The following is a 25,035-nucleotide window of genomic DNA, read 5'->3' as shown; positions in this document are numbered from 1 at the left end:
ATTTGGCAACCGCTGCACGGCATGTATCCCTGACATGTAACGCCCTCTCAGCGGCGTTTCGATTAATTTCTACCCAATGGATCGCGTCACTTTCCGCGGGCTGGTCGAGCCGTTTTTTTTCGTTCATCGCGTGTTTGAGCAAACCTGCTTATCATTACCCGCCAAGCGGCTCATGCAGCGTACAGATTAACAGGATACTACTCAGGACATCCGTTACTGTCGATAACAGCGCTACCCAATTTCAACAGGTGATCCATTGAATAGGCGACATTGGCGCAACGACGCGCGAGCGTATTTAAATCCACGGTCGAAGTGAGTTTAAGCGGAAAATCCGCCGTTAAACCGGTAACGGGAAGTGGGCGCGCCCGCATACTTCGAGCAATCCATTTGCAGGGGAAGAAACATGACGCAACACGATCCGGTCGAACGGCAACGGCTTATCGCCAGGGAGATGCATGTCACGGACAGTTTCGTGGCCGAAGAGGAGATCGAGCGGCGGATCGCCTTCCTCGCGCGCTACCTGCGAACGAGCGGTCTGAAGACGTATGTGCTCGGCATTAGCGGCGGCGTCGATTCGACGACGGCCGGGCGTCTCGCGCAGCTTGCCGTCGAGCGCCTGCGCACAGAGCAGTACGCCGCACATTTCGTTGCGATCCGGCTGCCTTATGGTGTGCAGCAAGACGAAGCGGATGCGCAGCAGGCACTCGCCTCATTCGCGCCGACGAAACACTGACGATCGATGTCAAGCCGGCGGCCGACGCCATGCTCGCGTCGCTGGGCACAGCGGGCATCCCGTTCACGGACGATGCCCACAAGGATTTCGTGCATGGCAACATCAAGGCGCGGCAACGCATGATTGCGCAGTATGCAGTGGCGGGGGCACGTGGAGGCGTCGTGATCGGCACTGACCATGCGGCCGAATCGGTGATGGGCTTCTTCACCAAGTTCGGTGATGGCGGCGCGGATATCCTGCCTCTCGCCGGCCTCAATAAACGTCGGGTGCGCGCAGTGGCCCGCGCGTTAGGCGCCCCTGATTCGCTCGCGCACAAGGTGCCGACGGCCGATCTGGAAATGTTGCGTCCGCAACGTCCTGACGAAGATGCCTATGGCATTCCGTACAACGACATTGATGATTTTCTGGAAGGCAAGCCGGTAAGCGCTGCGGCTCGCGAGACGGTGCTGCGCTTCTATGAAAACACGCGTCACAAACGCGCGTTGCCTTATACGCCGTTCGACTGGCCTGAGCAGGCGTGAACGGACGGGGTGCGCGTGCGATGCGGCGCGCCGCAACCGGGTGACGGTTGCGGACCTCTGGACTATCCGCCGCACACAAGCGAAGCCGCAGACGTTCCCGACACCCCAGGCGCTGGCGAAGGCCGCAACGGGTTCAAGGATCGAACCGCTCAGCCTGCGGGCGGTTCCTCTTCCCGGAACAACTCGCTGCTCACTTCCAGCGGCACCCCCGCCAGATGCTTGCCGTGCAGTTCCCGAGCGATGACCTCGCCGACGTACGGTCCATCCGTCTCCAACTCGACGGTCGCGTTCGCTTCAGGCGTCCCGATCTCATGAACCGTTACGCTTTTCGCGTAGTGCCCTAGTTCATGCTCGAGAAACTCGCGAACTTGCTGCTCGGAGCATGATTCGGCGATATTCCGGACGAACAGGTTCATGGCGGCGTTACCTCAGCGCCCGCGGCGCTCCGTGCTACGTATGCGTACCGGCTGAAGGCTCGCGCGTTTCCTGGTTTGCGCGGCAGCACTCATGATGAGGGCTGTCCCAAGTACAGCCAATGACAGATAAAAGGCAATCATTTGAAATCTCCCCTTCGAGTTTCGTCCTGTTACCAGGATAGACAGAAGCGCTCGCAAATCCAATACCACACGTTGCTATGAGCAAGTTCGATTCCCGCTATCCCGCCAGCAGTCATGCTGACCGGATCACGCTGGAAAGCGAAATAAACTGTTGACGGGTATCGGTCATTACGGACGTTGTCAAAAGCCACCAATGCACTGTACCTGAATAAACGCAAACAAAAATACCTATACACGCGCTGTTTGGCCCAACCGCAACGTTTTTGGGCCAAGCGCACAGAAGAACGGGGGTAAGCGGGAGGGAGAAGTAGCCGGCCTGACGCATCGTGCGAGCGGTGCGTCAGGGCTCGCTATCGCGGGTGCCGGTCGCGACGTTGAGACCGGTCACGTCGCACGAGTCCCGGCCGAATCCCGCATACGCGGCAGACCAGTTGCCGACAATGGCAGCCTGCGCGACGCTCAGGCTCATCTTGCCTTCGCACACGCACCGTTTGAGATGCACGACGAAACGTGCCTTGCGACGCTCGCCACTCGTCCCGGCCCACGGCAGCAGATCGAGATTGGCGGGCGCATCGGGCGAACCGCCAAGCAGGACCGGCACGCGGCGGTCGATCGCATAGTCGGCCCCGGCGTCCGTATCGATACCGCGCTCGGCGAGCAGATGGGCCTTGTGCTGCATCATCACATCAAGTGGAGGCGACACGGCGTCCGCATAGTCCGGCCGGCAGATCGTATCGGCAATCGATTGCTGGGTGACGCGCTCATCCAGCATGGTGGCGTCCTGCGCGGCCGCCTCGCCCGTGCGCAGTCCCGCAAGCGCACCGAACACCACCACCGCGCCCAGACGCAATACCCAGGCGGCACGACTGTCATAGGCGCCTTTCAGCGCGCGCAAAATATGAAATTGTCTACTGCGCAGCGATCCGCCACGTCTGCCTGCCTTTCCTTGATTCATTCGGTGGCGCGCCAGGCCTTGGCGCGGAATGGTTAAATTCGCAGGGCAATTAAAGCACACTCGGTATCGCGGTGGAAAATCGGCGCTGACCGGCAAGCACCTGGTCAGCGCCGAAACCGCCTAGCTCGGCCTGCGAGCCTGCAAGTCGCGAATCCTGGCCACCGCGGCTGTGTTCGACACCGTTGCCTCATACATCTTGGCCAGATCCGCTTTCAGCGCCGTACGCGAAGCGCCGTCGAGATAGACCATATGCCCAGAGGGATAGAAACGCGCGGACAGGTTCTGACGCACCTGCGGGCTGACGAGCGGCATCTTCTGCAGATCGATCACGGTCTGGTAAAACGGCGTGACGAAATCGAAGAAGCCGTTCGCCGACAACACCTTCAGGTCCACATTGAGCGCCATGACCGCAGCAAGATCGCCCGCGGTGTACAGAATCACGTTGCCCTTCGCGTCCACGCCCTTTTGCGCGCCGGTCGGATCGATATGGCTGAAGTCCCAGTACTGGAACGCCTGGTCGTTCAGATCCGTGAACGCCGAATTCGACGTATAGAGCAACTGCTCGTTGAGATAGACGTTCCACATGCTTGTGTAGACGCCTGTCACTGCCGTCATGGTCGGGTCGTTGCCGCCCGAGTTCGGGTCGATTTTCCCCGCGATGCCGGTTTCGATCGCGGTCACCCGGCCGTCATATTCCCCGAGCGCAAGCCCCTTCGATTTCAGCAGCGTGGTCAGAAACAGCGAGTTGCCACGGCTGTCATAAGCCGCAATGTCGAGGCTCCATGCGAGCAGCGTCGCCTTGTCGATGCCGGTGTATTCGCTCAGCTTCTCGACTGTCGCCGCATCCGTGGCGGGCACCTTGCGCAAGGCGGCGAGATAGTCCGTGCGCGAGAACTGGGCGACCTCCTCGGCGAACGCGCCGAGATCGGTCGGAGTGGGCGCAACGCCGAGCTTCTTGTGATACCACGCATCCGCGGCGGCCGTCGGCAAGGCGCCGACCGGATTGCCGGACTGCGTGTAGTCGAGTATCGACGACTGCAGCGTAATGCCGTTCAGATCGACGCCATCTTCGTGCAGCATATAGGCCAGCACGCAGCTGCGAGCCGTACCGTACGATTCGCCGTACAGATACTTCGGTGAATTCCAGCGGTTGTTCTTCGTCAGAAAGCGCTTGATGAACTGCTTGATCGAGGTGGCATCCTGATCGACGCCCCAGAAATTGCGGTTCGTGCTGGGCGCGATTGCCGCCGAATACCCCGTGCCGATGGGATTGATAAAAACCAGATCGCTTTTGTCGAGCAGGCTATCGGGATTGTCTTCCAGCGTATAGGGTGCGGGCGGCGTGAAACTCGGCATTGCCGTCTTGATACGGCGCGGCGCAAACGAGCCGAGCAGCACGAATACCGATGACGACCCCGGGCCGCCATTGTAGAAAAAGGTAACCGGGCGCGTTTCTTCCTTCTGGTTGTCCTCCGTGAAAGCCACGTAGAACATCTTGGCGTTGGGTACCGAGCTGCTCGGATCCACTGTCACCAGGTGACCTGCCGTCGCGGTGTAGGCAATCTTGCGACCGCCGATCACAATCGAATGCTTCGTGATCGCAGCATTCTCGGTGGTATCGGTGACGGAATCGTTGGGTCCGTTGCCATAGGCAACAGGATCGAAAAACGGTTGATCTCCTGACTTCTGCGCCGCGGTCGCGGCCGCCTTGGCGGGAGCAGCATGAGAATTGTGGGACGACTGCGGACTGCCGGAAGCTGACTCGGTGTTGGTCATGATCGCTCCATCTCGTTTTACGTCATTTTCGTCATCTAGGCGTCATACGGACGCTGTCTCGAACCACGCACCACCTTCTTTGCAATAACCTTCGCAACAACAACACCGCAAGCACACGCCAGGTTCATCGGGCGCGTGCTTGCGAGACTACAGACTATAGTGCCGCAGCGATCTTCTGACCATTGGGGCTGCCAAGTCCGGTACACGCATCCCAGCCCGCCGAAGCAGCGTACGAGCCGTTGTTGCCTTGCGTGATGTCGTTAAACGCGCTCGTCGCGGCATACAGCTTCGGATTGACGAAGCCGACTGGCGAACCGTTAGCCGCGTTGATGCGGGCAATCAGCGCGGCCCACAGCGGCGCCACCGCGCTCGTGCCACCAACTACCGTTTGGGACCCATCGATCAGCACGTCATAGCCGGTCTCCGGCGACGCGTCTCCCGCTACGTCGGGCACGCCACGCCCTGTCAATGCCGTCTTCGCACCGGATGCATTCGTGGAAGACAAACCCTCTTGCCAGGTCGGGACGGGAAATGCGGTACTCACACCGCCGCCGCTTGCGCCGCCTTGGCTACCGTCGTTCCACACCACCTCCTGGGAGATCTTTGTTCCCGAGGCAGTCAGCTTGGTCCCGCCGCATGCCAGCACGTACGGACTCGAGGCGGGAAAATCGACCACATTGCCGCTCGTGCCGTCGCTCGAGCCGCTATCGCCGGAGGCCACGCAAACCGTCACACCCATGGTTGCAGCGGCTTGCAGCACGCTGTTGAACGCCTGCTGCGACTGCGCTGTCCATGACGACTCCGGGCCGCCCCAACTGATCGAGATGACCGACGGTTTGTTGGTCGTGTCGTGAACGGCGTTGCTCACGGCGTCGATAAAACCGGTGTCGGTATTGGGCGTGAAATAGACCGCGATTTTCGCGCCTGGCGCGATTGCACCGACCACCTCGATATCGAGCGACACCTCGCCGTCCGGACCGCTTGCGTCGCCGGTGGGCTTGTTCTTGCCTTTGTCGACACTCACCGCGACCACGGTAGGCGCAGTCACGCCGAGATTCGAAAAATAGGTGCTCAGATCGGACGTCTCATAGCCGCCGCCAAGCTCGATGATGCCGACGCACTCGCCACTCCCGTCGCCTTGCGGGTATTGATACAGCGCCGCGACCTGCAGTGGTGTGAACGCACCCGAGGCTTGTGCATTGGCCGAACGGATCGGCGGCCGGATGCGGAAATGCGGACGCGCCTGCGGCCGGTTATCGAGCCCGAGCACGGCTGTCACGACGTTCGCAAGGTTGCCGGGCACGCTGATGACGCCGGTTCGGCCGCGATACTGGCCGATTGATTGATGCTCGTAATGATGCAACTCGACGTCGAAGGCGGCCTGAAACTGCGCAATGGTGCCGGAAAGCACAATAGTGCGGGCAGCGGGATTCTCACGCTCCACGGTCAGGCCCGATTGTGCTGCGAAGGCCTTGACCTTCTCGATATCTTCCGCCGCGGCACCGAACTCTTTGGCGAAGGCCTCGCGTGACAAAGGCTTGACACTGGAGTCGCCCGCTTCGATCCTGGCGATCAACGCGTCGAATTGCTCCTGCGCGTGACGGCGCAGGACGACGTGGACTTCGATCCGTTCAGCCGGATCGCATTGCCCGATGAGTTTTGAACCTTCCGCTACCGTGCGCTCACTTCCTTGCAGGGGATGCTTGGCCATAGTTTCGATACTCCTCGGTGCGCCGCCGTGCGGCTGCGCGTTGGTCCCGGCGGGCATGCGCCTCGTGACACATTCAGGTTGCAGCGCAACCCGCGCAGGGTTCTGGTTGCATGGACATCATCAAGCCGTCCGACAGATCCATTCGAACACAGTTCCAGCGCGCGTAACAGTTGTCCGGATGGCTATGTCCTGGATGCGTCACGCGGGCCGCGCTATGATGCTGCAGCGGCGAACCAGTCGTTACGTTGTCTCGTGCGGCAATCCCGCACGTGCGTCAGAGAATCTGAGCGAATCAGGGGAAAGTTCCATGTCAATTTCGATGTATCAAGCCTCCGTGCCCGTGCTGGTGCGCGGTCTGACCTGCCTGCAAAGCATTCTCGGCAAGGCCGAGGCGCACGCGGCAGAAAAGCAGATCGACCCGTCAATTTTTGTCAGCGCCCGGCTCTTCCCGGACATGCTGCCGCTCGTGCGTCAGGTCTATATCGCGACCGACACAGCCAAGGGCTGCGCCGCACGTCTCGCCGGCGTGGAGCCGCCCAAGTACGACGACGTCGAGGTGACGTTCGAAGAGCTGCAGGCTCGTATCCAGAAAACGATTGATTACCTGAAGGAATTCAATGCGGCGCAGATCGACGGCTCGGAAGAACGCACCGTCACGCTGAAAATGCGCAATGGGCCGGTTGAGTTCACAGGCCTCAACTATCTGCTGCAGTTCGCGTTGCCGAATTTCTATTTTCACGTCACGACGACGTATGACATCCTGCGTCACAACGGCGTCGAACTCGGCAAACTCGACTATCTCGGCGCACGATAACGCCAGTTGTTAGAGTCAGCCGGTGAAGGGGCTGCCTTGGCGGAGCGTCAGGCGTGCCAGGCAGCTACTCACACGGCATAAAAAGTCGTGCCGGCCGCGAACTCAAACACGCGGCTGGAATGCGATGATCCCCATCCCAGCCAGCGTGAACGCGACACCGGCCAGATCCCAGAGTGTTGGCCGCACCTGCTCGACGCACCACAGCCACAAGATCGCCACCGCGACGTACACACCGCCGTAAGCGGCATACACACGGCCGGCGGCCGCGCCATGCAACGTCAACAGCCACGCAAACGCGGCAAGACTGAGCGCGCCGGGTATGAGCAGCCATGCGGAGCCGCCCTCTTTCAGCCAGCGCCACGGCAGATAGCAGCCGAGAATCTCGGCGACGGCGGTCAGGACGTACAGCAGAAAGGTCTTCATTCAACGGCGAGGTTTTGATGGTGATTGGTTATGGACAGACCACGGCGCGCGAGGCGCGCTCGAGTCTATCGCCTTTATTAACATAATCACCTCACTCACGGCACCCCGGCCATGTGCAATCAATGGCGTACGCGCGGCTAGTCAAGCGACAGACGCAACGCGAAACCGATCAAGGCAGCGGAGAACGTCCAGCGCTGCAGTGTTTGCGCGAGAGGATGCGAGCGCATCCAGCCTGCAATACGCGCAGCGCCAATCGCACAGGCTATGTCGAAACATGCGCCGATAGCGACCAGGATCACGCCAAGTTCGATCATCTGCAACGCGACCGGCCCTGCTTCCGGCCGCACGAACTGCGGCAGCAGCACCGAGCAGAACAGCAGCGCTTTAGGATTCAGCAGATTGGTGAGCAGGCCTTTGACGAAGGCGGTCCGCAGCGGCCGCGGCCCACCCGTCGCGACGCCGCCCTCGGGCAACGCGAACACCGGCGAGCGGAAAATCTGTACGGCGATCCATGCGAGATAGACGGCACCGCCGTACCTCACCACCTCATAGAGCCATGGCGCGCTACGCAGCAGCGCCGCGACCCCGCACGCCGACAGAGTCACATGGGTCGCCCGTGCGAGGCCGAGGCCGCCCGCGGTAGCAAATCCGGTGCGTGCGCCGCGTCCGATGCTTGTCTGCAGCAAGAGCGCCATGTCCGGCCCTGGCACCGCGTAGACGATAAGCAATGCAGCGACGAAGACGATCAGAAGGTGTGCGGAAATCATAGGAGCCTCACGTTTATCAAGGCTCTATCTTGCTGTCGAAGTACGAGGGTTTTCTGGCGATTTACATAGACGAATCTCAGTACACTGGTGGAATGCGCTAACATTCCGGAATCCAGCAGATCTTTCCCCTCTCCATGGACGACCTCGATAAAATCGACCGCGCGATCCTGGCCGCGCTGCAAAATGACGGCCGCATATCCAACGCCCGGCTGGCCGAGGCTGTCGGCCTCAGCGAGACCCCTTGCGCTCGTCGGCTAAAGCGTCTCGAGAGCGCCGGCTATATCGAGCGGTACCGGGCCATGCTGTCGCGTTCGGCGCTCGGCTTCGGCGTAGTCGCGTTCGTTTATGTTCGCTTCGCGGTGCACGATCGCGCGGTGGCGACCCGCTTCGAGCACGAAGTACAGGCGATTCCCCGCATCCTCACGTGTCATAACGTGTCGGGCAGCGCAGATTACGTGCTGCAAGTGGTGGCGCGCGATCTCGATGACTACGGCACGTTCATGCGTGACGAACTGCGCAGCCTGCCGGGTGTGACATCCGTGGAATCTTCGCTGTCGCTACGCGAAATCAAGTCCAATGGCGGCCTGCCGTTCGTCTGATCCGTGGCATGGTGCGCGCCGCCCACCAGTCGTGGCATAGTCGCCGGTACGGCACGGCATGACGTTCTCGCCGGATGAACCACGGAGTTTTCTCGATGAATCACGAACAGGCGCGAGCCGAAGAATCGCGCGCGATGGAGCGCGTACTGACTGCCACACAACGCGTGCAGTCGGCTTTCACTTCCCTGCAGTCGCAATTTCCGCCCACCGGCGAAGGGCGACCGTCGCAATTTGCGCTGCAGACCTTCGACGCGGCACTGCAGGAACTGGAAGATGCGCAAGCAGCGTTCGACGAATTGCTCGGAGATCTGCTTGACGGCAACCGGTGAGTGGCTTAGCTGTCGCAATCTTGCGTAGCCGCTGAGGTTCGCGCGGTGGAGGAGGCTTTGGATCGCGTCCCCGCCCGCCGCGAATTCGGGTGGCGCCGGCGGGCTTGACCGTTAGTTGCGTTCATGCGCCTGCCCTACTCCCTTTAATCCGCGCTTGACGACCCGTCCATCACCTACTTGTGCGCTCGCCCTCCGTCCGCGTCATGCCGAGCGCCCGCAGGAAAAAGGGCGATTGATGCACGTGCTAAAACAGGCGTCGTTGTGAAGCACAACGCGCCCGCCCTTACCCGCTTTTACTGACTCGCAGCCTGACCGGCCCCCGCCTTCTTCTCCGCGTTCTGCAGGTCTGTCGGATAGTTGGGATCATTGCGCGACGGGTTATAGCCGTTCGCCTCCAGTTTCTTCAATTCGGCGTTTTTCTTCGCCCGCGCCTGCTTGCGCGCCGCCTTTCGCTGAGCCTTGGTGGTTGCCGACGCCGGGGTCGCCGGCGCAGCGGCTGCGTCGCCGCCGGAAGCGCCCCCGCTGCTTTGGGCGAACACAGGTGCAGCCGATCCGATCATGAGTGCGGCCGATGCGAGGAGGACAGCCATTTTCTTCGAAGGTGAAAAGCTCATTGATTATCTCCAGTCGAATGCAGGATCTAAAAGACATCTCTCGTTGATGCTTCATACGATTCCCAATCAAACCTCAGCATGGGAACCGTCAATGTATCCGAATACGTGGCATCGCGCCCCTGATCTGCGGGCGTCAATCAACCTCATGAACAGTAGTGGCTTGACGCATATCGCAAATATCCGATATATAATTCGCTCCGTTGCGATGCAGATGCCGGGCCGCTTCGGCCCCTGTACCGCTGTTCATGACTGAAACCTCATTGATGACCATCGACATCGACGCGATCCACAAGGCGCTAGCCAATCCCATCCGCCGCGAGATTCTGGCGCGGCTGCGGGACCCGCAAGCGCACTTCGCCGATCAGGAGTTGCCGCTCGATCACGGCGTGTGCGCCGGCAAGATCGACGCGAGTTGCGGACTGTCACAGTCCACCGTGTCGGCGCACCTGGCCGCATTGCAGCGCGCCGGCCTCGTCACGTCGAAGCGGGTCGGCCAGTGGGTGTTTTTCAAACGCAACGAGCCCGTCATCCAGGCGTTTCTCGAGCACATGAACACGGATCTCTGACGCGTGCGTCTGCCTCGCCGCGCTTCTTTCATCACGCTGTTCTTATTGTCCCGGGCCGCTGCCCGCCAGGAAAGGTGAATACTTATGCCGACGCTTTTTGACCCGCTGCAAATTGGCGATCTCACGCTGCAAAACCGCATCATCATGGCGCCGCTGACGCGTCAACGCGCGGGCGACGTCCGCGTGCCGAACGCACTGATGGCGAAGTACTACGCCGAGCGCGCCTCGGCCGGCCTGATCATCAGCGAGGCCACCTCGGTCACGCCGCAGGGCGTGGGTTACGCGGCAACGCCGGGTATCTGGTCGCAGGAACAGATTGAAGGCTGGAAGCTTGTCACCAGCGCGGTTCACGCGGCGGGCGGCAAGATCTTCCTGCAGTTGTGGCACGTCGGCCGCGTGTCGGACCCGATCTTCCTGAACGGCGACCTGCCGGTTGCGCCGAGCGCAATCGCGCCACAAGGCCACGTGAGTCACGTGCGTCCGCAGCGTCCGTTTGTGACGCCGCGTGCGCTCGATCTGGCCGAGATTCCCGCCATCGTCGAGGCGTACCGCAAGGGTGCTGAAAATGCCAAGGCCGCTGGTTTCGACGGCGTTCAGGTGCATGGCGCGAACGGCTATCTGCTCGACCAGTTCCTGCAGGACAGCACGAATCAGCGCACCGACGCATACGGTGGCCCGATCGAAAATCGCGCTCGCCTGATGCTCGAAGTGGTGGATGCGTGTATCGAAGTCTGGGGCGCGAATCGCGTCGGCATGCACCTCGCACCGCGCGGCGACGCACACACGATGGGCGACTCGAACGCCGCAGCGACGTTCGGCTATGTCGCGCGTGAACTCGGCAAGCGCAAGATTGCGTTTATCGCGGCACGTGAAGCGCTCGGCGAGAACCGCCTCGGCCCGCAACTGAAGGCGGCATTCGGCGGCCCGTACATTGCCAACGAAAGATTCACCAAGGAGTCCGCACAACAGGTGCTCGACGCAGGCGAAGCGGATGCCGTGGCGTGGGGTCAACTGTTCATCGCTAATCCGGATCTGCCGCGCCGCTTCGAACTGAATGCGCCGCTGAACCAGCCGAATCCGGCGACGTTCTACGCCGAAGGCGAAGAGGGTTACACGGATTATCCGGCGCTGGAAACGGTGGAATAAGCGTAGGAACACGTGCTGCAACAGGCACTGGACCGCGCGTTGCAATGAGCGCAAGTCACGCCTGAACGTGCGGCGGACGCAACCGGAATGTGTTACCCGGTTGCGTCCACCGCAGTCACATCGCGGTACATAAAAACCCGCTTTGTTTCGTCGAGCCCGCGCGCCACGTGCGCGGCGCGGATTGCCCGCAATTTCGCGTCGAGGCGCTCGCTTTCGATCATGCTAAAACCCAGTCGCCGGTAGTACGGCGCATTCCACGGCACATCGCGAAACGTCGATAGCACCAGCTGCGGCACACCCGCGCGACGGGCGAGTACGGCCACCTCGTCGATCAGCCTGGCCCCGATGCGCCGCCCCGACCATGTGGTCAGAACATCGAGTTCCTCGATATAGAAACGCTTCGCCAATCGCGCGAACATCACAAAAGCGACACAGTTCCCCGTATCGTTCACCGCTACGATGATTTCTGACGCCTCGATCTTCCGGCGCACAAAGTCGACGTTCATCGGCCGGGCGTCCGCAATGCCGGTCAAGCCGACCGTAGCAAAGCGCTGCGCGGCTTCGTACTCGATCGCCCGCACCACCTCTGCCTCATCGGGCGCAGCAAAACGATAACTCATGGCAAACGGATCCAGCATATGCGTACGCTACAGATGACTAACAGAAGGCAGTGTCGCACACTCCAAAACCCGGGTTCACTGCAGATCAGTTACCCAACGACAACGCCGGCCAGGCGCTCCACGCATACACAAGTTACGCCCACGCGCGCAAAAGCGGTGCTACTGTTAGATGCGCAGGCCGTTCAAACGCATCACTTCCCGTCAGGCGCGGCCGCTCACCCCAGGAGACATCATGGCGAAAGTATTGGTTCTCTACTACTCGATGTATGGCCACATTGAAACCATGTCGGAAGCGGTGGCCGAAGGCGCCCGCTCGGTGCCAGGCACCGAGGTCACGGTCATGCGCGTGCCCGAAACCATTCCGGCCGATCAGGCGGCGGCTCACGGCGTCAAGCTCGACCAGAAGGCGCCTGTAGCCAAGCCCGACGATCTGGCGAATTTCGACGCCATTATCTTCGGCACGCCGACGCGCTTCGGCAATATGGCCGGCCAGATGCGGACGTTCCTCGATCAAACCGGCGGCCTGTGGATGAAAGGAGCGCTGGTCGGCAAGGTGGGCAGCGTGTTTGCTTCGACCGGCACGCAGCACGGCGGCCAGGAGACCACCATCACCTCGTTCCATAACACGTTGATGCACCACGGCATGGTGGTCGTGGGCGTGCCGTACGCATGTGCAGGACTCGTGAAAATGGACGAGATCACGGGCGGCACACCTTATGGCGCGACAACGATGGCAGGTGCAGACGGTAGCCGCCACCCAACGCAGAACGAACTGGAAATCGCGCGCTACCAGGGAAAACACGTTGCCGGAATCGCGGCGAAGTTGGCTAGTTAAGCGCACTGGCGCGAGCGCGGACTGAATGCAGAGGGCCGTGAATGCCAACGCGGCGCGCGACACGTGAGCAACGCGCGCGCCGACTAGTCACACTAAATGAGTGCTTCGTTGTGTCACCGCGCTGACACAGAACGTTCACCTGAGACCGCGGCATAAGCCCAAAACAAAAAAACCTCCATAAAATTGGGGGTTTTAACAAAATTTAATTTGGGTTGCCGTCTTATATCAAGCAGACTGCGTAAACAGCACGGTCCGTTGACGGAGAAACTCATGAACGTTGAAGATACATGGGACGGTCACATGCGCCGCGCGCACATTGACGCCGCACACGAGCAACACGTAGCGGCGTCGCATGCACAGGCCGCCCCGCTCGCGCGACGCGCGATGCCGGTTTGCATCGCATTGGTGTGTGTATGGTCGATCGTCGAAACACCCTGGGAACTGAACCCCACTGATGGCCTCACGCGCTTCCTCGCGCTGATGCTCGCCAAATGCCTGCTACTGGCAGTCGGTGCCGCGGCATTTTTCGGGGTTCGGTATGCACGCACCCTGTTTGTTTTCCTCTGCGCATCGAGCGTGTTCGCGGTCGCCTCTACGCTACCGTTCGAATACACGATCTCGCACGAGCTGTTCACGCTCTCGTTAGTCGAATGCGTGTGCAAGGTCGCGCTCGTCGTCAGCTATGCGACCTGGTATATAAAAAGCCATTGAGCGAGCGGCGCGTAGTACCACGCGCCGCGGCAGCACGATCGGGACTGCTTAGTGCGCAGCGGCAGCCGCTGCATCCGCACTACCCTTACCCGGTTTCGTCAACCAGATCAGCGGAATGATGGCGATAAAGATCACCGCTGAGAGCCAGAAGATGTCATTGAGGCCAAGCATGGCCGCCTGCGCGTCGAGCGAACGTTCGAAGAATGCGAGCGCCTGATGCGAACCACCGCCGAGTGTCGTTTGCACTGCATCGAGCCCGGAAACAAAGGTTGGGTTGTCGACGCTCGATTGTTCCGCGAGGCGAGCGTGATGCAGGATCTGGCGATTGTTCCAGCCTGTGCTCGCTAGCGAAGTCCCTACGGCGCCGGCAAACACGCGCACGAAATTCGACAGACCAGCCGCAGAGGGAATCTTCTCGGCAGTTAGTCCCGAGAGAATGATCGCGGTCAACGGCACAAAGAAAAAGCCGGTCGGGAAGCCCTGCAGCAAAGTCGGAAGCACGAGCGTGCGAGTATCGACGCCCGTCGTATAACCCGAGCGCATGAAGAACACGGCCGCAAAACCGAGGAACGCCAGGGTCGCAAGCACGCGGGCATCGGAACGCGGCAGGAGCTTCGCGATGACCGGCGAGAGCAGCACGGCGAAGATGCCGAGTGGCGCCATGACGAGACCCGCATCGACGGCGCGGTAGTTCAGATACTCTTGCATCCATTGCGGCAACAGCACGAGGTTCGAGAAAAACACGGCATACGCCACCGAAATCGCCGCGGTTCCGCCAAGAAAATTTCGTCCTGCGAACAACCGCAGGTTGACGATCGGATTTTTCTCCGTCAACTCCCAGATCAGAAAGAAAGCGAAACTGATCAACGCGAACACCGTTAGCGCGACGATGACCGGCGAGTTGAACCAGTCGAGATCCTTGCCTTTGTCGAGCATCACCTGCAGCGAGCCCACCCAGGCGATCAGCGACAGCAGACCTACCTTGTCGATGGGCAGACGTTTGGTCGGCGTTTCGCGCTCGCGATAGATGGCCCACGTCACCGCCGCGGCAAAGATGCCTACAGGAATGTTGATATAGAAGATCCATGACCATGAATAGCTGTCGGTGATCCAGCCTCCTAACACCGGGCCGGCAATCGGACCGACAGTCGCAGTCATCGCCCACAGCGCCAACGCAAGCGAGCTCCTTTCCTTTGGATAGGAGCCGAGCAGAATCGCTTGCGACAGCGGGATCAGCGGACCGGCCACCGCGCCCTGCACGATCCGCGCTGCAAGCAGCACCGGCAGGTTCGGCGCGAGGCCGCACAGCCACGACGACACCACAAACAGCAGGATCGCCCAGACAAACAGTTTGATCTGTCCGACCCGCTGCGTCAGCCACCCGGTGAGCGGAATCGAGATCGCGTTGGCGGCCGAGAACAGCGTGATCACCCAGGTGCCCTCGTCCACCGATACGCCGAGGTTACCGGCGATGGTCGGAATCGCGACGTTCGCGATCGACGAGTCCAGCACGTTCATGAAAGTGGCCAGCGCCACGGCGAGAGTCGCCAGCACGAGCTTGCCGCCGGAGAGCGGCGCGAGTGCAGCGGGATTGGTCGATTGATTCATTTCATCACCCGTCGGAAGGATCGACGGTCAGAAAGCGTGCACGTCTATCTGACCTGTCAGCTAATACGGCAAAAAAATTGGCGTCTGCGTGGGCTGTTGAAGGTCAACCGGCGTTCCGCGATGTCGCGTGACGTACGGCGATCTTCTGCGGAGCACCCTTCGATGCGCCCTGGCTGAGCGGTATGTTCTGGGCGATGATCTGCTCGATCTGGGCCTCGGCTGCCGCGCCGTACTGGGCGAATACATCCGTGCGGTACGTCGTGTTGACTGCAGCGGCCAACTGGGTGCCGGACTCGTCATGTGTATTCACTTCGACCTGCATCGACAGACCGATCCGCAACGGATGCGCATCGAGTTCGCGCTGGTCCAGTTGTACGCGCACCGGCAGCCGCTGCACGACCTTGATCCAGTTGCCGGTGGCGTTCTGCGCCGGCAATACATCGAAGGCCGCGCCAGTGCCGGCCGAAAAGCCCACCACCTTGCCGTGATACTGGACATTCGATCCGTAGACATCAGCCGTCAATGTGACGGGTTGACCGATGCGCATGTGCCGCAGTTGCCCTTCCTTGAAGTTCGCATCAACCCACACCCCGTCGAGCGGTACGATCGCCATCAGCGGTGTGCCCGGGGCAACACGTTGGCCGACCTGAACCGAGCGACGCGCGACATAGCCGGTCACCGGCGCGGGCAAGGTATTGCGTGCGTAGTCGAGGTAAGCATTGCGCACCTTCGACGCCGCGGCCTGGACATCCGGATGCTGGCCAATCGTGGTCCGGTCGGTCAGCGCGTGATTTGCTTCGGCTTGCTGACGCGCTGCCTCGAGCGACGCCTCTGCGGACCTGACGGAGTCCTGAGCATGCGAAATATCCTCTCCCGACACGGCCCCCGTTCCGGCCACGGCTTCACGACGCTTCAGATCGTCATTCGCGCGCGCCAGGTCCGACTCGCGCTGGGCGATGTTTGCCGCGTAGAAGTCGTTGTTCACATAGAGACCGCTGACTTGCCGCACGGTCTGGCCGAGCGTCGCTTCAGCGTTCAGGAGTGCGACCCTTGCGTCGGCGCCGTCCAGCGTGACCACCGGATCACCCTGCTTGACGATCTGCGTGTCGTCCGCGTTGACGGCAACCACAGTACCGCTGACCTGCGGGGTCAACTGCACGAGATTGCCGCTTACATAGGCGTCGTCGGTAGACTGCTCGAAGCGCCCAATCGTGTAGTAGTACCCACCGTAGGCAGCGCCGGCCGCCGCGACAGTGGCGGCCAGCAGTATCAGCATAAGCTTGCGCTTACCGGGATTCTGCGTGTCACCCTGGCCAGCCTGCTCGGGCTGTCCGGTCTGCTCGGGTTGTCCGGCTTGGGCCGGCGCGCGCTCGATAGTGGTTGTATCGCTCATTTCAATGACTCCAGGCAAAGAATGAAGGTGTCGCAAAACGCGCCTTAGCGTGCGGCGACGACAGGGTTGGGTCGAGCCGCTGATGCATCCGGCTGGCTGCTTGTGTTGGACCGTTCACCAGTGCCTGCGTTGGCCTCTGCACTGGCACCGGCGTCCTCCGTGTAACCGCCGCCGAGCGCTTGCGCGAGCGCAATCTGCTGATCGCGGCGATTCATCTTCAGATTGGCGACCGACTCGTCGGCAGCGAGTGCATTGGTGTCGGCATTCAGCACCGTGAGCTGATTCGTCAGCCCCGCCTGGTATTGGGTTAGCGCCAACTGGTAAGCGCTGCGCGCGGCGTCCTGGGCAGCCTCGGCGTCGCCGAGCTGGGTGTCGGTGGAACGGATCTGCGCGAGCTGCGTGGCGACTTCCGAGAGCGCCGTAACGAGCGTCTGGTTGTAGCCCGCGACGGCATCGTCAAAATCGGCGTAGCGCCCTTTCAGTTGCGCGCGCAGTTCGCCGCCGTCGAAAATCGGCAGATGGACCGCCGGCCCCGCGTTGGCGGTGCGGCTTGCTGCGGTCAGGAAACGGCCGAAGCCGAACGCATCCAGACCGACAGCCGCGCTCAGGTTGATGTCGGGGTAAAACTCAGCCTTGGCTTCCTTGACGTCGTGCGTCAGCGCATCGACGCGCCAGCGGGCCGCCACCAGATCCGGGCGACGGCTGACGAGATCGGCCGGGAGGTTATCGGGCAAACGTACCTCATCGCCAATGCCGAGCGTGGGCCTCGCAATCGACAGGCCGCGATCGGGACCTGCGCCGAGTAAAGCAGCCAGTTGATAGCGCGTCGTGACGATGCTGCCGTCGAACGAGGCCAGCGCGGCGCGACTGGTGGCGAGATTGGCCTGCGCCGTTTTGCGCTCGACTTCGGTATCCAGTCCGTTGGCAATGCGACCCGCCGTGATGCGGTCGATCTGCTCGCGCTGCTCGACCTCCTGTTGCGCGATGTCGTGCAATGCGTACAGCCGGGCCAGCTGGTTGTAGTTGCGCGCGATCGCCGAGGTCAAGGTCAGCTTGACGACCTCCGCATCCGCTTCGCTTGCCTGGAGTTGCGACATCGAAGCCTTGAGCGCCTCGCGATTCTTGCCCCACAGATCGAGGTCGTACGAAGCCGTCAGCAAGCCCTCGTTTTCCGATTGCCAGCTACCGGCATAAGGTGGCGGGATCAACGCGGTACCCGAGTACTGCTCGCGAGTGAACGAGTAGCTCGCGCCTACCTTGGGCAGCGTGCTCGACTTCGCCGTTTCGGTATATGCCGCGGCAGCGGCGATACGGGCGCGAGCCTGCGCGAGTGTCGGACTACCCTGCAGTGCTTCGGCCAGCAGTGCCTTGAGTTGCGCGTCGCCGAACTGATCGGCCCAATCCGTTGCCGGCCAGCGGCCCTGATCCGATGGGATGCTCTGCTGGGTCGCGAAGCTCTGCGGCTGCGCCATCTGCTTGTCGCTCGAGATACCCGCATAGTTGGCGCACGCCGACAGCACCGCCGCGCAGATCACGGTTACGCTGGCCTTCGCGAGCCGCAAACCCACGATCTTTCCATTTAACTGTGACTTCATTCTCTGACCTGTCAGATATATGGGTAAAAAAATGCCTCTCAGCTTTCAAGGAATTTCTTGAGCAAGCGGCCGAACTCTTTGTACTCTTCTTTGGTAAAGCTCTTGAGGCGCCGGTTCAGTACCATTGGTGCGATGTCGGGAATCTGACTCGCCACTTCGCCGCCCTTCTTCGTGAGTGTCAGGTTGACCACCCGCCGGTCTTCGAGGCTACGCGAGCGCTCCAGCAGGCCTTTGGACTCGAGCTTGTCGAGCATTCGGGTCATCAGGCCGGTGTCGATACCGAGGAACTTCGACAACTCGAACGGCGTGGTCGCAACGCCGCGCTGCATGGACAGCAGAATGCCCATTTGCTGGCTGGTGATCTCCAGGTCCTTCAGCGCGTTGTCCAACTCCGCGATCAGGAGGTTGCGGGCCTTGTTGATGAAAAAGCCGATGCTTTCCTCCGACTGAAACCGTTCTTTCGTGTAGTGATCCATCGCTGACTCCGTGATCGTTGCAATGCATATTATCTGACATGTCAAATACTGTCAAGCGAGATTTTAGGGGGGAGGAGCCCCCCTCGCCGTATCAGACGATTCTCGTTGCGCCGCAGGCCGAGTTCCCTTGACCAGAAAGCTCATCGCGGATAGCATGGACACCTGTAAACTACGTACAAGCGGGTGCGAAAAACGTAGCGCCGCCCGGGCAACCGGGTCCCACCAGGAGTGGGAGTTTTGTCGAAAGACAGATAGAGAACCCCGCATGCGGCGGCCACCGAAAGGTGGCCGTTTGTCTTTGTATCCTTAGCCGCGAACCCTCTTGCCGAGGTAGGTAGAGCGTAACAGCGTCTCAAACGCAATCTTCCCGCCTTTCGCCTGGCGGTTCGTCAGCCCGCTGTCCAGCAGATATGCTGACTGTATGCGCAGTACAAGACGACACCTGCGACTCTTATCCTTTTTCACCTCGAAAAAGACAGCATAGAGCGAGGCCGTTCCGTCCGCATTCACATTCTCGATAGTGACAAAGTTCGGCATCTTCTCGTTGGCGATCGTGATCCGCCGGTTAGAAAGATTGGAGACCATGTCCGGCAGGAACCGGCGGGAGAGTTCGTATCGCTGCGGGTTCAAAATCCGATGCTCCCTGCCATCGAAGTAGACCTCGTGAGCAGGTATCGCATCACGCAGACGTTTATCCCACTGGATGCTATGCGAGAAGCAATGGCACGAGTAGAGCACGAGGACCGTAATGTCAGTACCGAGTCCGAGATCCACCCTGAACGCAAACGGATCGAGATGACTCAAGTCCCACTGGATTCCGCGATAGGCAATGTCAGAAAAGCGGTGGGCGACTTCTGTTGGTGAATCGATGGTCGGAAGTTCGAGTTGCAACGTTGCCTGAATTTTTTCGAAGAACTGACCATTCTATGTAGCGCGTTCATCCATAGCCATATCGTCCAAATGGCTAACGCCAACAGCGAGCGCGGGACAGGTTCCCACCGCGTCGCGCAAAAAAAAGCCCGCATAAGCGGGCAACCCTCTCGGAGGAGAACACGGAACATCGCTTCGAACTCAGCGCATCACATTACCTTGGCCATCACCCTTTCGTCGCGCCAAACGTCAGCCCCGCGACGAAATGCTTTTGCATCGCAAAGAACATCGCCACGGACGGCAACGCCGCCAGAATCGACCCCGCCGATACCAGGTTCCACGCCGTCGTCCACTGCCCCTTCAGCGCGGCCACGCCGACGGTGATTGGCGCCGCCTCATCGCCCTGCGTCAGACACAGCGCCCAGAAGTAGTCGTTCCACACGAACGTGAACACGAGAATGGCGAGAGCCGCGAGCGCTGGGCGGATCAGCGGCAGGACAATCCTGAAGAACACGGTCCATTCGTTGGCGCCTTCAATCCGCGCCGCCTCAACCAGCTCAAACGGCAACTGCTTGATGAAATTGCGCAGGAACAGCGCACAAAAGCCCGTCTGGAACGACACATGAAACAGGATCAACGCGCCGACTGTATTGAACAGCCCAAGCTTCAAGGACAGATCCCGCACCGGAATCATCAACACCTGCACCGGCACGAAATTGCCCGCCACGAAAGTGGCGAACAACGTGCTGTTGCCGCGAAAACGGTAGATAGCCAGTGCAAAACCCGCCATTGCCGCCAGCGTGATAGACCCAGCCACCGCGGGCACCGTAATCAGCACGCTGTTCCAGAAGTAATGCAGCATTGGCGAGGTGGTCAGCGCGTCGCGATAGTTGTCCCACATCGCAAAGTGCTTCGGCCAGCCCCAATAGTTGCCTTCGCTTAGCTCATCGGATGAGCGCACCGAGGTGACCAGTACAGCGATCATCGGCAGCAGCCAGATCAGCAGCGCCACCGGCAGCGAGAGCTTGTATAGCCGCCGTGAGGTCGGCCGCCATTTGTCGATCGGCATCGGATACATATCGGGCTCCTTATTGCTCGGCGCGCAGCATCCGCCGCAGGTGATAAACGATATAGACCAGCATGATCGCGAACAACACCACGGCGACGGCCGCGGAATACCCCACCCGGTAATACTTGATTGCCTGGTCGTACATGTAATACGCCAGCACGGTGGAGCTCTCGAACGGCCCACCGCCCGTCATCACCGAGATCAGGTCGAAGCTGCGCAACGCGCCGATCACCGTGACCACAATCGCCATGAAGGTGGTAGGCCGCAGTTGCGGCAGGATCACATGCCATAGCATCGACCAGCCCTGAGCGCCTTCCATGCGAGCCGCCTCCACCTGCTCGCTGTTCAGCGAGGTCAGTCCCGTCAGATACAGGATCATGCAGTAGGCAGTTTGCGGCCACAACGCCGCGAAGATGATGCCCGGCGTCGCATAACGCGCATCGCCGAGCACCGGTACGCCGTGCCCGAGTATCAGCGCGAGCAGGCCGAAGGTGGGATCGTAGAACCACGAGAAAATCAGCCCGACCACCACGCCTGAAAGCACGAATGGCGCAAAGAACAGTGACTTGACGACGCGAATGCCGGCCACAGCCTGGTTCAGATACAGCGCGACAGCAAGCCCCATGGGCGGCGCCAGCAGAAACAGCAATAACCAGATCAGATTGTTCTTTAGCGCGGTGTAGAAAGCGCGCGTGTGGAACAGCTCCAGATAGTTCGCTATCCCGACGAAACTGGGATCGGTCATCCCATCCCAGTTGAAAAAGCTGATGCGGATCGTCGAGAGAATCGGCCAGATGACATAGATCGCCACCATCACGCAAGCGGGCGCGAGGAAAACAAACGCCGCACGCTGTTGCCGGCGCGCCGTAGGCGATGGACCGCGCTGCTGCTTCGCCGCACGCGGCAAGGCGCTGCCGGAGGAGCCCGAAGCTCCCGGCCCGGCATTGCCGGTAATGGATTGACGGCTGACGGAGTGAACCACGGCGAGTCTCCTGCTCGATCTCGATCAAGCGCAGGCGGCGCGAAGCCGCCCACGCTCACTTCTCGTACTTCTCTTACTTCTTGTAGATGCGCTGCCGCGTCTGCTCAAGCTGCGCCAGCACGTCGTCGAGCTTCGAAGGATCGGAGATAAACTGCTGCATCCCCTTCATGCCCTCGTCGGCCATCTCCTTGGTCATGTCACGATCGTAGAACTGCGCAATGCCGCCCTTCGTGTTGGCGAGAATCTGGAAGCCGATTTTCGAAATCGGATCTTCCGGTTCCGGCGACTTGCTGTTCGCGGACAACGACCCGAGCCCCGTCGCAAGCTGTGCGCCGATTTCCGGCGTTTCGACGAAGGCCAGGAACGCATGCGCATCCGCCTTGTTCTTCGCCTTCGACGGAATATGCAGCGACTCGACCGGGCCATCCTCGGCGGTCGGCACCTTCGAATCGATGATCGGGAACTGGAAGTAGCCCATTTCCGGCTTCACGTTTGCCGGAAAACCGCCGGTGATGAACGTCCCCATCAGCATCATCGCGGCCTTGCCCTGGAACAGGAACGGCTGCGCCGCGTCCAGATCGTAGGAGAGCGAATTGTCGATAAAGTAGCCGTCGTCGATCAGTTGCTTCCACGTCGTGTACACCTTCTTCACGCGCGGATCGGTGTACGGCACTTCCCCGGCCATCAGCTTCTGATGGAACGCGTTGCCGTTCAGGCGCAGATCCAGATAGTCGAACCAGCCGGCCAGCGTCCAGGCATCGCGGCCACCCACGGCGATCGGCGTAATCCCGGCCGCTTTCAACTTCTTGCAGGCGTCGAGAAACTCGTCCCACGTTTTCGGCTCGCTCGCGATCCCCACCTTCTGGAACAGATCCTTGCGATAGAACATGCCCCACGAGTAGTAGACGGTCGGTGCCGCGTACTGCTTGCCCTTATACGACGAGGCTTCCTTCGTCGAGGCGTAGGTATTGTTCCAGCCGTTCTTGCTCCAGTCTCCGCTCAGGTCCTCGAACAGGCCGCGCTGTGCGTAATACGCCATCCGTTCACCGTCGTGCCAGTTGACGATGTCGGGTGAGACCGTCGACAGCCAGCCAGGCAATTGCACCTTGTAGGCTTCCTCATCGATAAACGACACGTTGACGTCCGTGCCCGGATGGGCCTTCTTGAACTCGTCGATCACCTGCTGCCAGACCGCCCGTTGACTGGCGCCCTTGAACGCGATGTTGATCGCGAGCGTGCCTGCCTGCGCGCTGCCGGCCATCGATGCCGCTGCGGTGGCCGCCGTCAGCGCGACGGCAACCAGAACCTTCCGAAGTTTGAATTGCATGCCTGTCTCCTTGGTTTTTACGTCGTTTTAAGCTCTAACTGGTCCGATAAACTGCCACGCCCTGCGGCCCGATTTCACGCGAGCCGATTACAAATGCATCGTCCGCGACATCCGCGAGCGTATGAGACTGCTCGCCGTAATTCAACACGTACGCCAACCCACCGCGCCGGCTGATACGCAAACCGTCGCCGAGCGCCGTCACATCAAGTCCTGCTTCCCGCGCGACGCCTGCAAACAGTCGCGTCGTCAGGACGTCGTCGAAGATGCTCGCCAGGTAGTGAATCGAACCGCTCCGAACATACGCGGGATGACCGTCGGCGAAACGGCCGCGAATCTCGAGCGCTGCCGCGCTGGCCGACTCCGACGTTTCGATCAGATCGCGCCAATGCCGCCCTACCCCGTCATCGAGGCTTGCGCTACCCGCGAGCCTGACCGGTTCAGCTACATTGGGCCGCAGCGACTCGACGCGCCACACGCGCATCGGCAATACCGAGGCCAGCGACCCCGGCGGCAACCCCGCGGGAATCTGCAGATCGTCTGTCTTCGAGCCGGTGCGCGGCCCGAGCACGACCGGTGCGCCCGAGCGGGCCAGACGCTGCGCGAAGTCCGCGGGCACCACCGGCAACGGCGGCACGACAATCATCCTGTAGCCATCGAGCGGCGCATCGACCGGCACCACGTCGACATCGAGACCCAATCCGCGCAGTGTCGAGTAATACTCGAACGCAAAGCGCGGATAGTGGAAGTCCGCACCCTGCGGATGAATTTCGAACAACCACTTCGCCTCGTAGTCGTAGACGAGCGCGACCTTCGAGCGCACGTTCGCATTCGCGTCGGCGTCCGCGGCCAGCACCTTGTGAATCTCCTTGGCCACCTGGGCTGCCTCACTGCCGCCAAGATCCAGCAGGTTATCGGGCGTATTCAAACCCGCGTGCATCTGCTCCTGGGCAAACGGCGCCTGACGCCAGCGGAAATACGACACGCAGCCCGCCCCGTGCGCAAACGCCTCCCAGCTCCACAGACGCACCATGCCAGGCAGCGGCGCCGGATTCCAGTGCGCCCAGTTGACCGGCCCCGGCTGCTGCTCCATCACCCAGAACGGCAGCTTCGACATGCCACGATAGACATCGTGATTGAACGATGCGAAATCCGGATGACCGGTGCGCAGCCATTTCGCCTTGAGTTCGGGCGCAAACCACTGCTCTTCGAGCGCGCCGAGCGGATAGCTATCCCATGTGGCGACATCCAGATCGGCAGCGACCTTGTAGTGATCGAATTCGGTGAACAACTGCATGAAGTTGTGCGCGACCGGCCGGCCTGGCGAATGCGCACGGATGATCTCGACCTGCATGCGGTTGTAGCGCGCGACCTCATCCGATGCGAAGCGCCGGTAGTCGAGCCGGTGCGACGGATGCGCCTCGGTGACGGTCGCCACCGGCGCGTCGATCTCGTCGAAGCTGCGGTACTCCATGCTCCAGAACACCGTGCCCCACGCGCGGTTCAGCGCATCGATCGTCTGATAGCGCGCCTTCAGCCACTCGCGAAACCGCAGCACCGCCGCCCGCGAATAGCTGACCACCGTCTGATGGCAACCGAACTCGTTATCGGTCTGCCAGTACGCAACGGCCGGATGCTTGCCGTAACGTTCGGCCACTGCGGTGCAGATACGTTCTGAAGCAGCAAAATACGAAGGCGACGAGAAATCGTAGTGACGACGCGAACCGAAGGCCCGCGGACGGCCGTCGACGCCAACCGGCAGAATGTCTGGATGACGGTCGATCAGCCACTTCGGCGGCGTCGCGGTCGGCGTGCACATCACCACTTGCAGGCCAGCCGCACCGAGCACGTCGACGGCGCGATCAAGCCAGGCCCAGTCGTATTCGCCAGGCGTTGGCTCCATCCGGCTCCAGGCAAATTCAGCAATCCGAACCTGTTCGATGCCGAGCGCTTTCATGCGGCGGGCGTCGTCTTCCCACATCGACTCCGGCCAGTGTTCCGGGTAGTAACAGACTCCAAGGCGCATCCGAGTGCCCTTCCT

At 61.0% G+C, this 25,035-nt stretch carries 24 protein-coding genes and 1 pseudogene; 8 read left to right on the top strand and 17 right to left on the bottom strand.

The window, feature by feature from the left end; translation table 11 throughout:
- The first annotated feature begins 403 nt into the window (after nucleotides 1–403).
- A pseudogene (nadE, locus tag P3T17_RS36750) lies at nucleotides 404–1,254 on the top strand (ammonia-dependent NAD(+) synthetase).
- Between the two features lie 149 nt (nucleotides 1,255–1,403).
- On the opposite strand, the gene P3T17_RS36745 reads toward nadE, so the two are convergent.
- The 4 genes from P3T17_RS36745 to P3T17_RS36730 form a co-directional block, all read right to left on the bottom strand.
- Nucleotides 1,404–1,670, bottom strand: coding sequence for an RNA recognition motif domain-containing protein (locus tag P3T17_RS36745; RefSeq protein WP_429411850.1), 267 nt, complete (start codon nucleotides 1,668–1,670; stop codon nucleotides 1,404–1,406).
- A 481-nt stretch (nucleotides 1,671–2,151) separates the two neighbouring features.
- Nucleotides 2,152–2,766 (bottom strand): hypothetical protein, encoded by a 615-nt coding sequence (locus P3T17_RS36740; RefSeq protein ID WP_429411848.1) that lies wholly within the window; start codon nucleotides 2,764–2,766, stop codon nucleotides 2,152–2,154.
- Between the two features lie 120 nt (nucleotides 2,767–2,886).
- A complete protein-coding gene (locus P3T17_RS36735; protein WP_429411846.1) occupies nucleotides 2,887–4,542 on the bottom strand; it encodes a S10 family peptidase in 1,656 nt (551 codons plus the stop codon).
- A gap of 154 nt (nucleotides 4,543–4,696) precedes the next feature.
- Nucleotides 4,697–6,253 carry a S53 family peptidase gene (locus P3T17_RS36730; RefSeq protein WP_429411844.1) on the bottom strand — a complete coding sequence of 519 codons (1,557 nt, stop codon included), beginning with the start codon at nucleotides 6,251–6,253 and terminating at the stop codon, nucleotides 4,697–4,699.
- Between the two features lie 307 nt (nucleotides 6,254–6,560).
- Between P3T17_RS36730 and P3T17_RS36725 the strand changes: the two genes are divergently transcribed.
- The gene (locus P3T17_RS36725; protein ID WP_429411842.1) at nucleotides 6,561–7,067 is read left to right on the top strand and encodes a DUF1993 domain-containing protein; all 507 of its coding nucleotides are present in this window, start codon (nucleotides 6,561–6,563) and stop codon (nucleotides 7,065–7,067) included.
- A gap of 102 nt (nucleotides 7,068–7,169) precedes the next feature.
- On the opposite strand, the gene P3T17_RS36720 is transcribed toward P3T17_RS36725, so the two are convergent.
- Together P3T17_RS36720 and P3T17_RS36715 are read right to left on the bottom strand one after the other, a co-directional pair.
- Nucleotides 7,170–7,490 (bottom strand): YnfA family protein, encoded by a 321-nt coding sequence (locus P3T17_RS36720; RefSeq protein ID WP_074268194.1) that lies wholly within the window; start codon nucleotides 7,488–7,490, stop codon nucleotides 7,170–7,172.
- Nucleotides 7,491–7,627: 137 nt separating this feature from the next.
- Nucleotides 7,628–8,257, bottom strand: a complete 630-nt coding sequence (locus tag P3T17_RS36715) for a LysE family translocator (RefSeq protein WP_074268193.1) — start codon at nucleotides 8,255–8,257, stop codon at nucleotides 7,628–7,630.
- 134 nt (nucleotides 8,258–8,391) lie between these two features.
- On the opposite strand from P3T17_RS36715, the gene P3T17_RS36710 reads away from it, so the two are divergent.
- Nucleotides 8,392–8,856: an Lrp/AsnC family transcriptional regulator gene (locus P3T17_RS36710; protein ID WP_429411840.1), complete on the top strand. Its 465-nt coding sequence runs from the start codon at nucleotides 8,392–8,394 to the stop codon at nucleotides 8,854–8,856.
- A 95-nt stretch (nucleotides 8,857–8,951) separates the two neighbouring features.
- On the top strand, nucleotides 8,952–9,185 hold the full coding sequence (locus P3T17_RS36705) for a hypothetical protein (RefSeq protein ID WP_074268191.1): 234 nt from the start codon (nucleotides 8,952–8,954) through the stop codon (nucleotides 9,183–9,185).
- Nucleotides 9,186–9,478: 293 nt separating this feature from the next.
- On the opposite strand, the gene P3T17_RS36700 is transcribed toward P3T17_RS36705, so the two are convergent.
- Nucleotides 9,479–9,799 carry a DUF4148 domain-containing protein gene (locus P3T17_RS36700; protein WP_429411838.1) on the bottom strand — a complete coding sequence of 107 codons (321 nt, stop codon included), beginning with the start codon at nucleotides 9,797–9,799 and terminating at the stop codon, nucleotides 9,479–9,481.
- Nucleotides 9,800–10,062: 263 nt separating this feature from the next.
- On the opposite strand from P3T17_RS36700, the gene P3T17_RS36695 reads away from it, so the two are divergent.
- Nucleotides 10,063–10,365 carry an ArsR/SmtB family transcription factor gene (locus P3T17_RS36695; protein WP_074268189.1) on the top strand — a complete coding sequence of 101 codons (303 nt, stop codon included), beginning with the start codon at nucleotides 10,063–10,065 and terminating at the stop codon, nucleotides 10,363–10,365.
- Nucleotides 10,366–10,449: 84 nt separating this feature from the next.
- On the top strand, nucleotides 10,450–11,511 hold the full coding sequence (locus P3T17_RS36690) for an alkene reductase (protein WP_429411836.1): 1,062 nt from the start codon (nucleotides 10,450–10,452) through the stop codon (nucleotides 11,509–11,511).
- A 92-nt stretch (nucleotides 11,512–11,603) separates the two neighbouring features.
- Here the strand turns inward: P3T17_RS36690 and P3T17_RS36685 are convergent, their stop codons facing one another.
- Complete coding sequence (locus P3T17_RS36685; protein ID WP_429411834.1) at nucleotides 11,604–12,131, bottom strand: GNAT family N-acetyltransferase; 528 nt, start codon at nucleotides 12,129–12,131, stop codon at nucleotides 11,604–11,606.
- Nucleotides 12,132–12,363: 232 nt separating this feature from the next.
- On the opposite strand from P3T17_RS36685, the gene wrbA reads away from it, so the two are divergent.
- Nucleotides 12,364–12,966, top strand: coding sequence for an NAD(P)H:quinone oxidoreductase (wrbA, locus tag P3T17_RS36680; protein ID WP_429411832.1), 603 nt, complete (start codon nucleotides 12,364–12,366; stop codon nucleotides 12,964–12,966).
- A gap of 270 nt (nucleotides 12,967–13,236) precedes the next feature.
- Complete coding sequence (locus P3T17_RS36675; protein WP_429411830.1) at nucleotides 13,237–13,677, top strand: hypothetical protein; 441 nt, start codon at nucleotides 13,237–13,239, stop codon at nucleotides 13,675–13,677.
- A gap of 48 nt (nucleotides 13,678–13,725) precedes the next feature.
- Here the strand turns inward: P3T17_RS36675 and P3T17_RS36670 are convergent, their stop codons facing one another.
- From P3T17_RS36670 to P3T17_RS36630, 9 genes are all read right to left on the bottom strand, one after another.
- Entirely contained in the window at nucleotides 13,726–15,285 is a 1,560-nt protein-coding gene (locus tag P3T17_RS36670; protein WP_429411828.1) for a DHA2 family efflux MFS transporter permease subunit, read from the bottom strand.
- A gap of 103 nt (nucleotides 15,286–15,388) precedes the next feature.
- Nucleotides 15,389–16,678 (bottom strand): HlyD family efflux transporter periplasmic adaptor subunit, encoded by a 1,290-nt coding sequence (locus tag P3T17_RS36665; protein WP_429411826.1) that lies wholly within the window; start codon nucleotides 16,676–16,678, stop codon nucleotides 15,389–15,391.
- 44 nt (nucleotides 16,679–16,722) lie between these two features.
- Nucleotides 16,723–18,273 carry an efflux transporter outer membrane subunit gene (locus tag P3T17_RS36660; protein WP_429411824.1) on the bottom strand — a complete coding sequence of 517 codons (1,551 nt, stop codon included), beginning with the start codon at nucleotides 18,271–18,273 and terminating at the stop codon, nucleotides 16,723–16,725.
- A 38-nt stretch (nucleotides 18,274–18,311) separates the two neighbouring features.
- Entirely contained in the window at nucleotides 18,312–18,749 is a 438-nt protein-coding gene (locus tag P3T17_RS36655) for a MarR family winged helix-turn-helix transcriptional regulator (protein WP_429411822.1), read from the bottom strand.
- A 306-nt stretch (nucleotides 18,750–19,055) separates the two neighbouring features.
- On the bottom strand, nucleotides 19,056–19,640 hold the full coding sequence (locus P3T17_RS36650; protein ID WP_429411820.1) for a hypothetical protein: 585 nt from the start codon (nucleotides 19,638–19,640) through the stop codon (nucleotides 19,056–19,058).
- A 205-nt stretch (nucleotides 19,641–19,845) separates the two neighbouring features.
- Nucleotides 19,846–20,697 carry a carbohydrate ABC transporter permease gene (locus P3T17_RS36645; RefSeq protein WP_074268180.1) on the bottom strand — a complete coding sequence of 284 codons (852 nt, stop codon included), beginning with the start codon at nucleotides 20,695–20,697 and terminating at the stop codon, nucleotides 19,846–19,848.
- Between the two features lie 10 nt (nucleotides 20,698–20,707).
- Nucleotides 20,708–21,670, bottom strand: coding sequence for a carbohydrate ABC transporter permease (locus tag P3T17_RS36640; RefSeq protein ID WP_074268179.1), 963 nt, complete (start codon nucleotides 21,668–21,670; stop codon nucleotides 20,708–20,710).
- Nucleotides 21,671–21,743: 73 nt separating this feature from the next.
- On the bottom strand, nucleotides 21,744–22,997 hold the full coding sequence (locus tag P3T17_RS36635) for an ABC transporter substrate-binding protein (RefSeq protein ID WP_429288648.1): 1,254 nt from the start codon (nucleotides 22,995–22,997) through the stop codon (nucleotides 21,744–21,746).
- A 34-nt stretch (nucleotides 22,998–23,031) separates the two neighbouring features.
- Nucleotides 23,032–25,020, bottom strand: coding sequence for a beta-galactosidase (locus tag P3T17_RS36630; RefSeq protein WP_429411817.1), 1,989 nt, complete (start codon nucleotides 25,018–25,020; stop codon nucleotides 23,032–23,034).
- Nucleotides 25,021–25,035: the final 15 nt, after the last annotated feature.

This window comes from Paraburkholderia sp. GAS82 (assembly GCF_050436285.1).
Taxonomy (GTDB): domain Bacteria; phylum Pseudomonadota; class Gammaproteobacteria; order Burkholderiales; family Burkholderiaceae; genus Paraburkholderia; species Paraburkholderia phenazinium_B.
Note: the sequence above shows the minus strand (reverse complement) of the source record. Positions and strands in the feature narration are given on the sequence as shown.

Coding starts and splice junctions, on each gene's coding strand:
- P3T17_RS36720 (WP_074268194.1), bottom strand. CDS start 7,490: ATGAAGACCTTTCTGCTGTACGTCCTGACCGCCGTCGCCGAGATTCTC.
- P3T17_RS36735 (WP_429411846.1), bottom strand. CDS start 4,542: ATGACCAACACCGAGTCAGCTTCCGGCAGTCCGCAGTCGTCCCACAAT.
- P3T17_RS36645 (WP_074268180.1), bottom strand. CDS start 20,697: ATGTATCCGATGCCGATCGACAAATGGCGGCCGACCTCACGGCGGCTA.
- P3T17_RS36745 (WP_429411850.1), bottom strand. CDS start 1,670: ATGAACCTGTTCGTCCGGAATATCGCCGAATCATGCTCCGAGCAGCAA.
- P3T17_RS36715 (WP_074268193.1), bottom strand. CDS start 8,257: ATGATTTCCGCACACCTTCTGATCGTCTTCGTCGCTGCATTGCTTATC.
- P3T17_RS36710 (WP_429411840.1), top strand. CDS start 8,392: ATGGACGACCTCGATAAAATCGACCGCGCGATCCTGGCCGCGCTGCAA.
- P3T17_RS36725 (WP_429411842.1), top strand. CDS start 6,561: ATGTCAATTTCGATGTATCAAGCCTCCGTGCCCGTGCTGGTGCGCGGT.
- P3T17_RS36655 (WP_429411822.1), bottom strand. CDS start 18,749: ATGGATCACTACACGAAAGAACGGTTTCAGTCGGAGGAAAGCATCGGC.
- P3T17_RS36695 (WP_074268189.1), top strand. CDS start 10,063: ATGACCATCGACATCGACGCGATCCACAAGGCGCTAGCCAATCCCATC.
- P3T17_RS36690 (WP_429411836.1), top strand. CDS start 10,450: ATGCCGACGCTTTTTGACCCGCTGCAAATTGGCGATCTCACGCTGCAA.
- P3T17_RS36740 (WP_429411848.1), bottom strand. CDS start 2,766: ATGAATCAAGGAAAGGCAGGCAGACGTGGCGGATCGCTGCGCAGTAGA.
- P3T17_RS36705 (WP_074268191.1), top strand. CDS start 8,952: ATGAATCACGAACAGGCGCGAGCCGAAGAATCGCGCGCGATGGAGCGC.
- P3T17_RS36635 (WP_429288648.1), bottom strand. CDS start 22,997: ATGCAATTCAAACTTCGGAAGGTTCTGGTTGCCGTCGCGCTGACGGCG.
- P3T17_RS36700 (WP_429411838.1), bottom strand. CDS start 9,799: ATGAGCTTTTCACCTTCGAAGAAAATGGCTGTCCTCCTCGCATCGGCC.
- wrbA (WP_429411832.1), top strand. CDS start 12,364: ATGGCGAAAGTATTGGTTCTCTACTACTCGATGTATGGCCACATTGAA.
- P3T17_RS36685 (WP_429411834.1), bottom strand. CDS start 12,131: ATGAGTTATCGTTTTGCTGCGCCCGATGAGGCAGAGGTGGTGCGGGCG.
- P3T17_RS36630 (WP_429411817.1), bottom strand. CDS start 25,020: ATGCGCCTTGGAGTCTGTTACTACCCGGAACACTGGCCGGAGTCGATG.
- P3T17_RS36660 (WP_429411824.1), bottom strand. CDS start 18,273: ATGAAGTCACAGTTAAATGGAAAGATCGTGGGTTTGCGGCTCGCGAAG.
- P3T17_RS36730 (WP_429411844.1), bottom strand. CDS start 6,253: ATGGCCAAGCATCCCCTGCAAGGAAGTGAGCGCACGGTAGCGGAAGGT.
- P3T17_RS36670 (WP_429411828.1), bottom strand. CDS start 15,285: ATGAATCAATCGACCAATCCCGCTGCACTCGCGCCGCTCTCCGGCGGC.
- P3T17_RS36665 (WP_429411826.1), bottom strand. CDS start 16,678: ATGAGCGATACAACCACTATCGAGCGCGCGCCGGCCCAAGCCGGACAA.
- P3T17_RS36675 (WP_429411830.1), top strand. CDS start 13,237: ATGAACGTTGAAGATACATGGGACGGTCACATGCGCCGCGCGCACATT.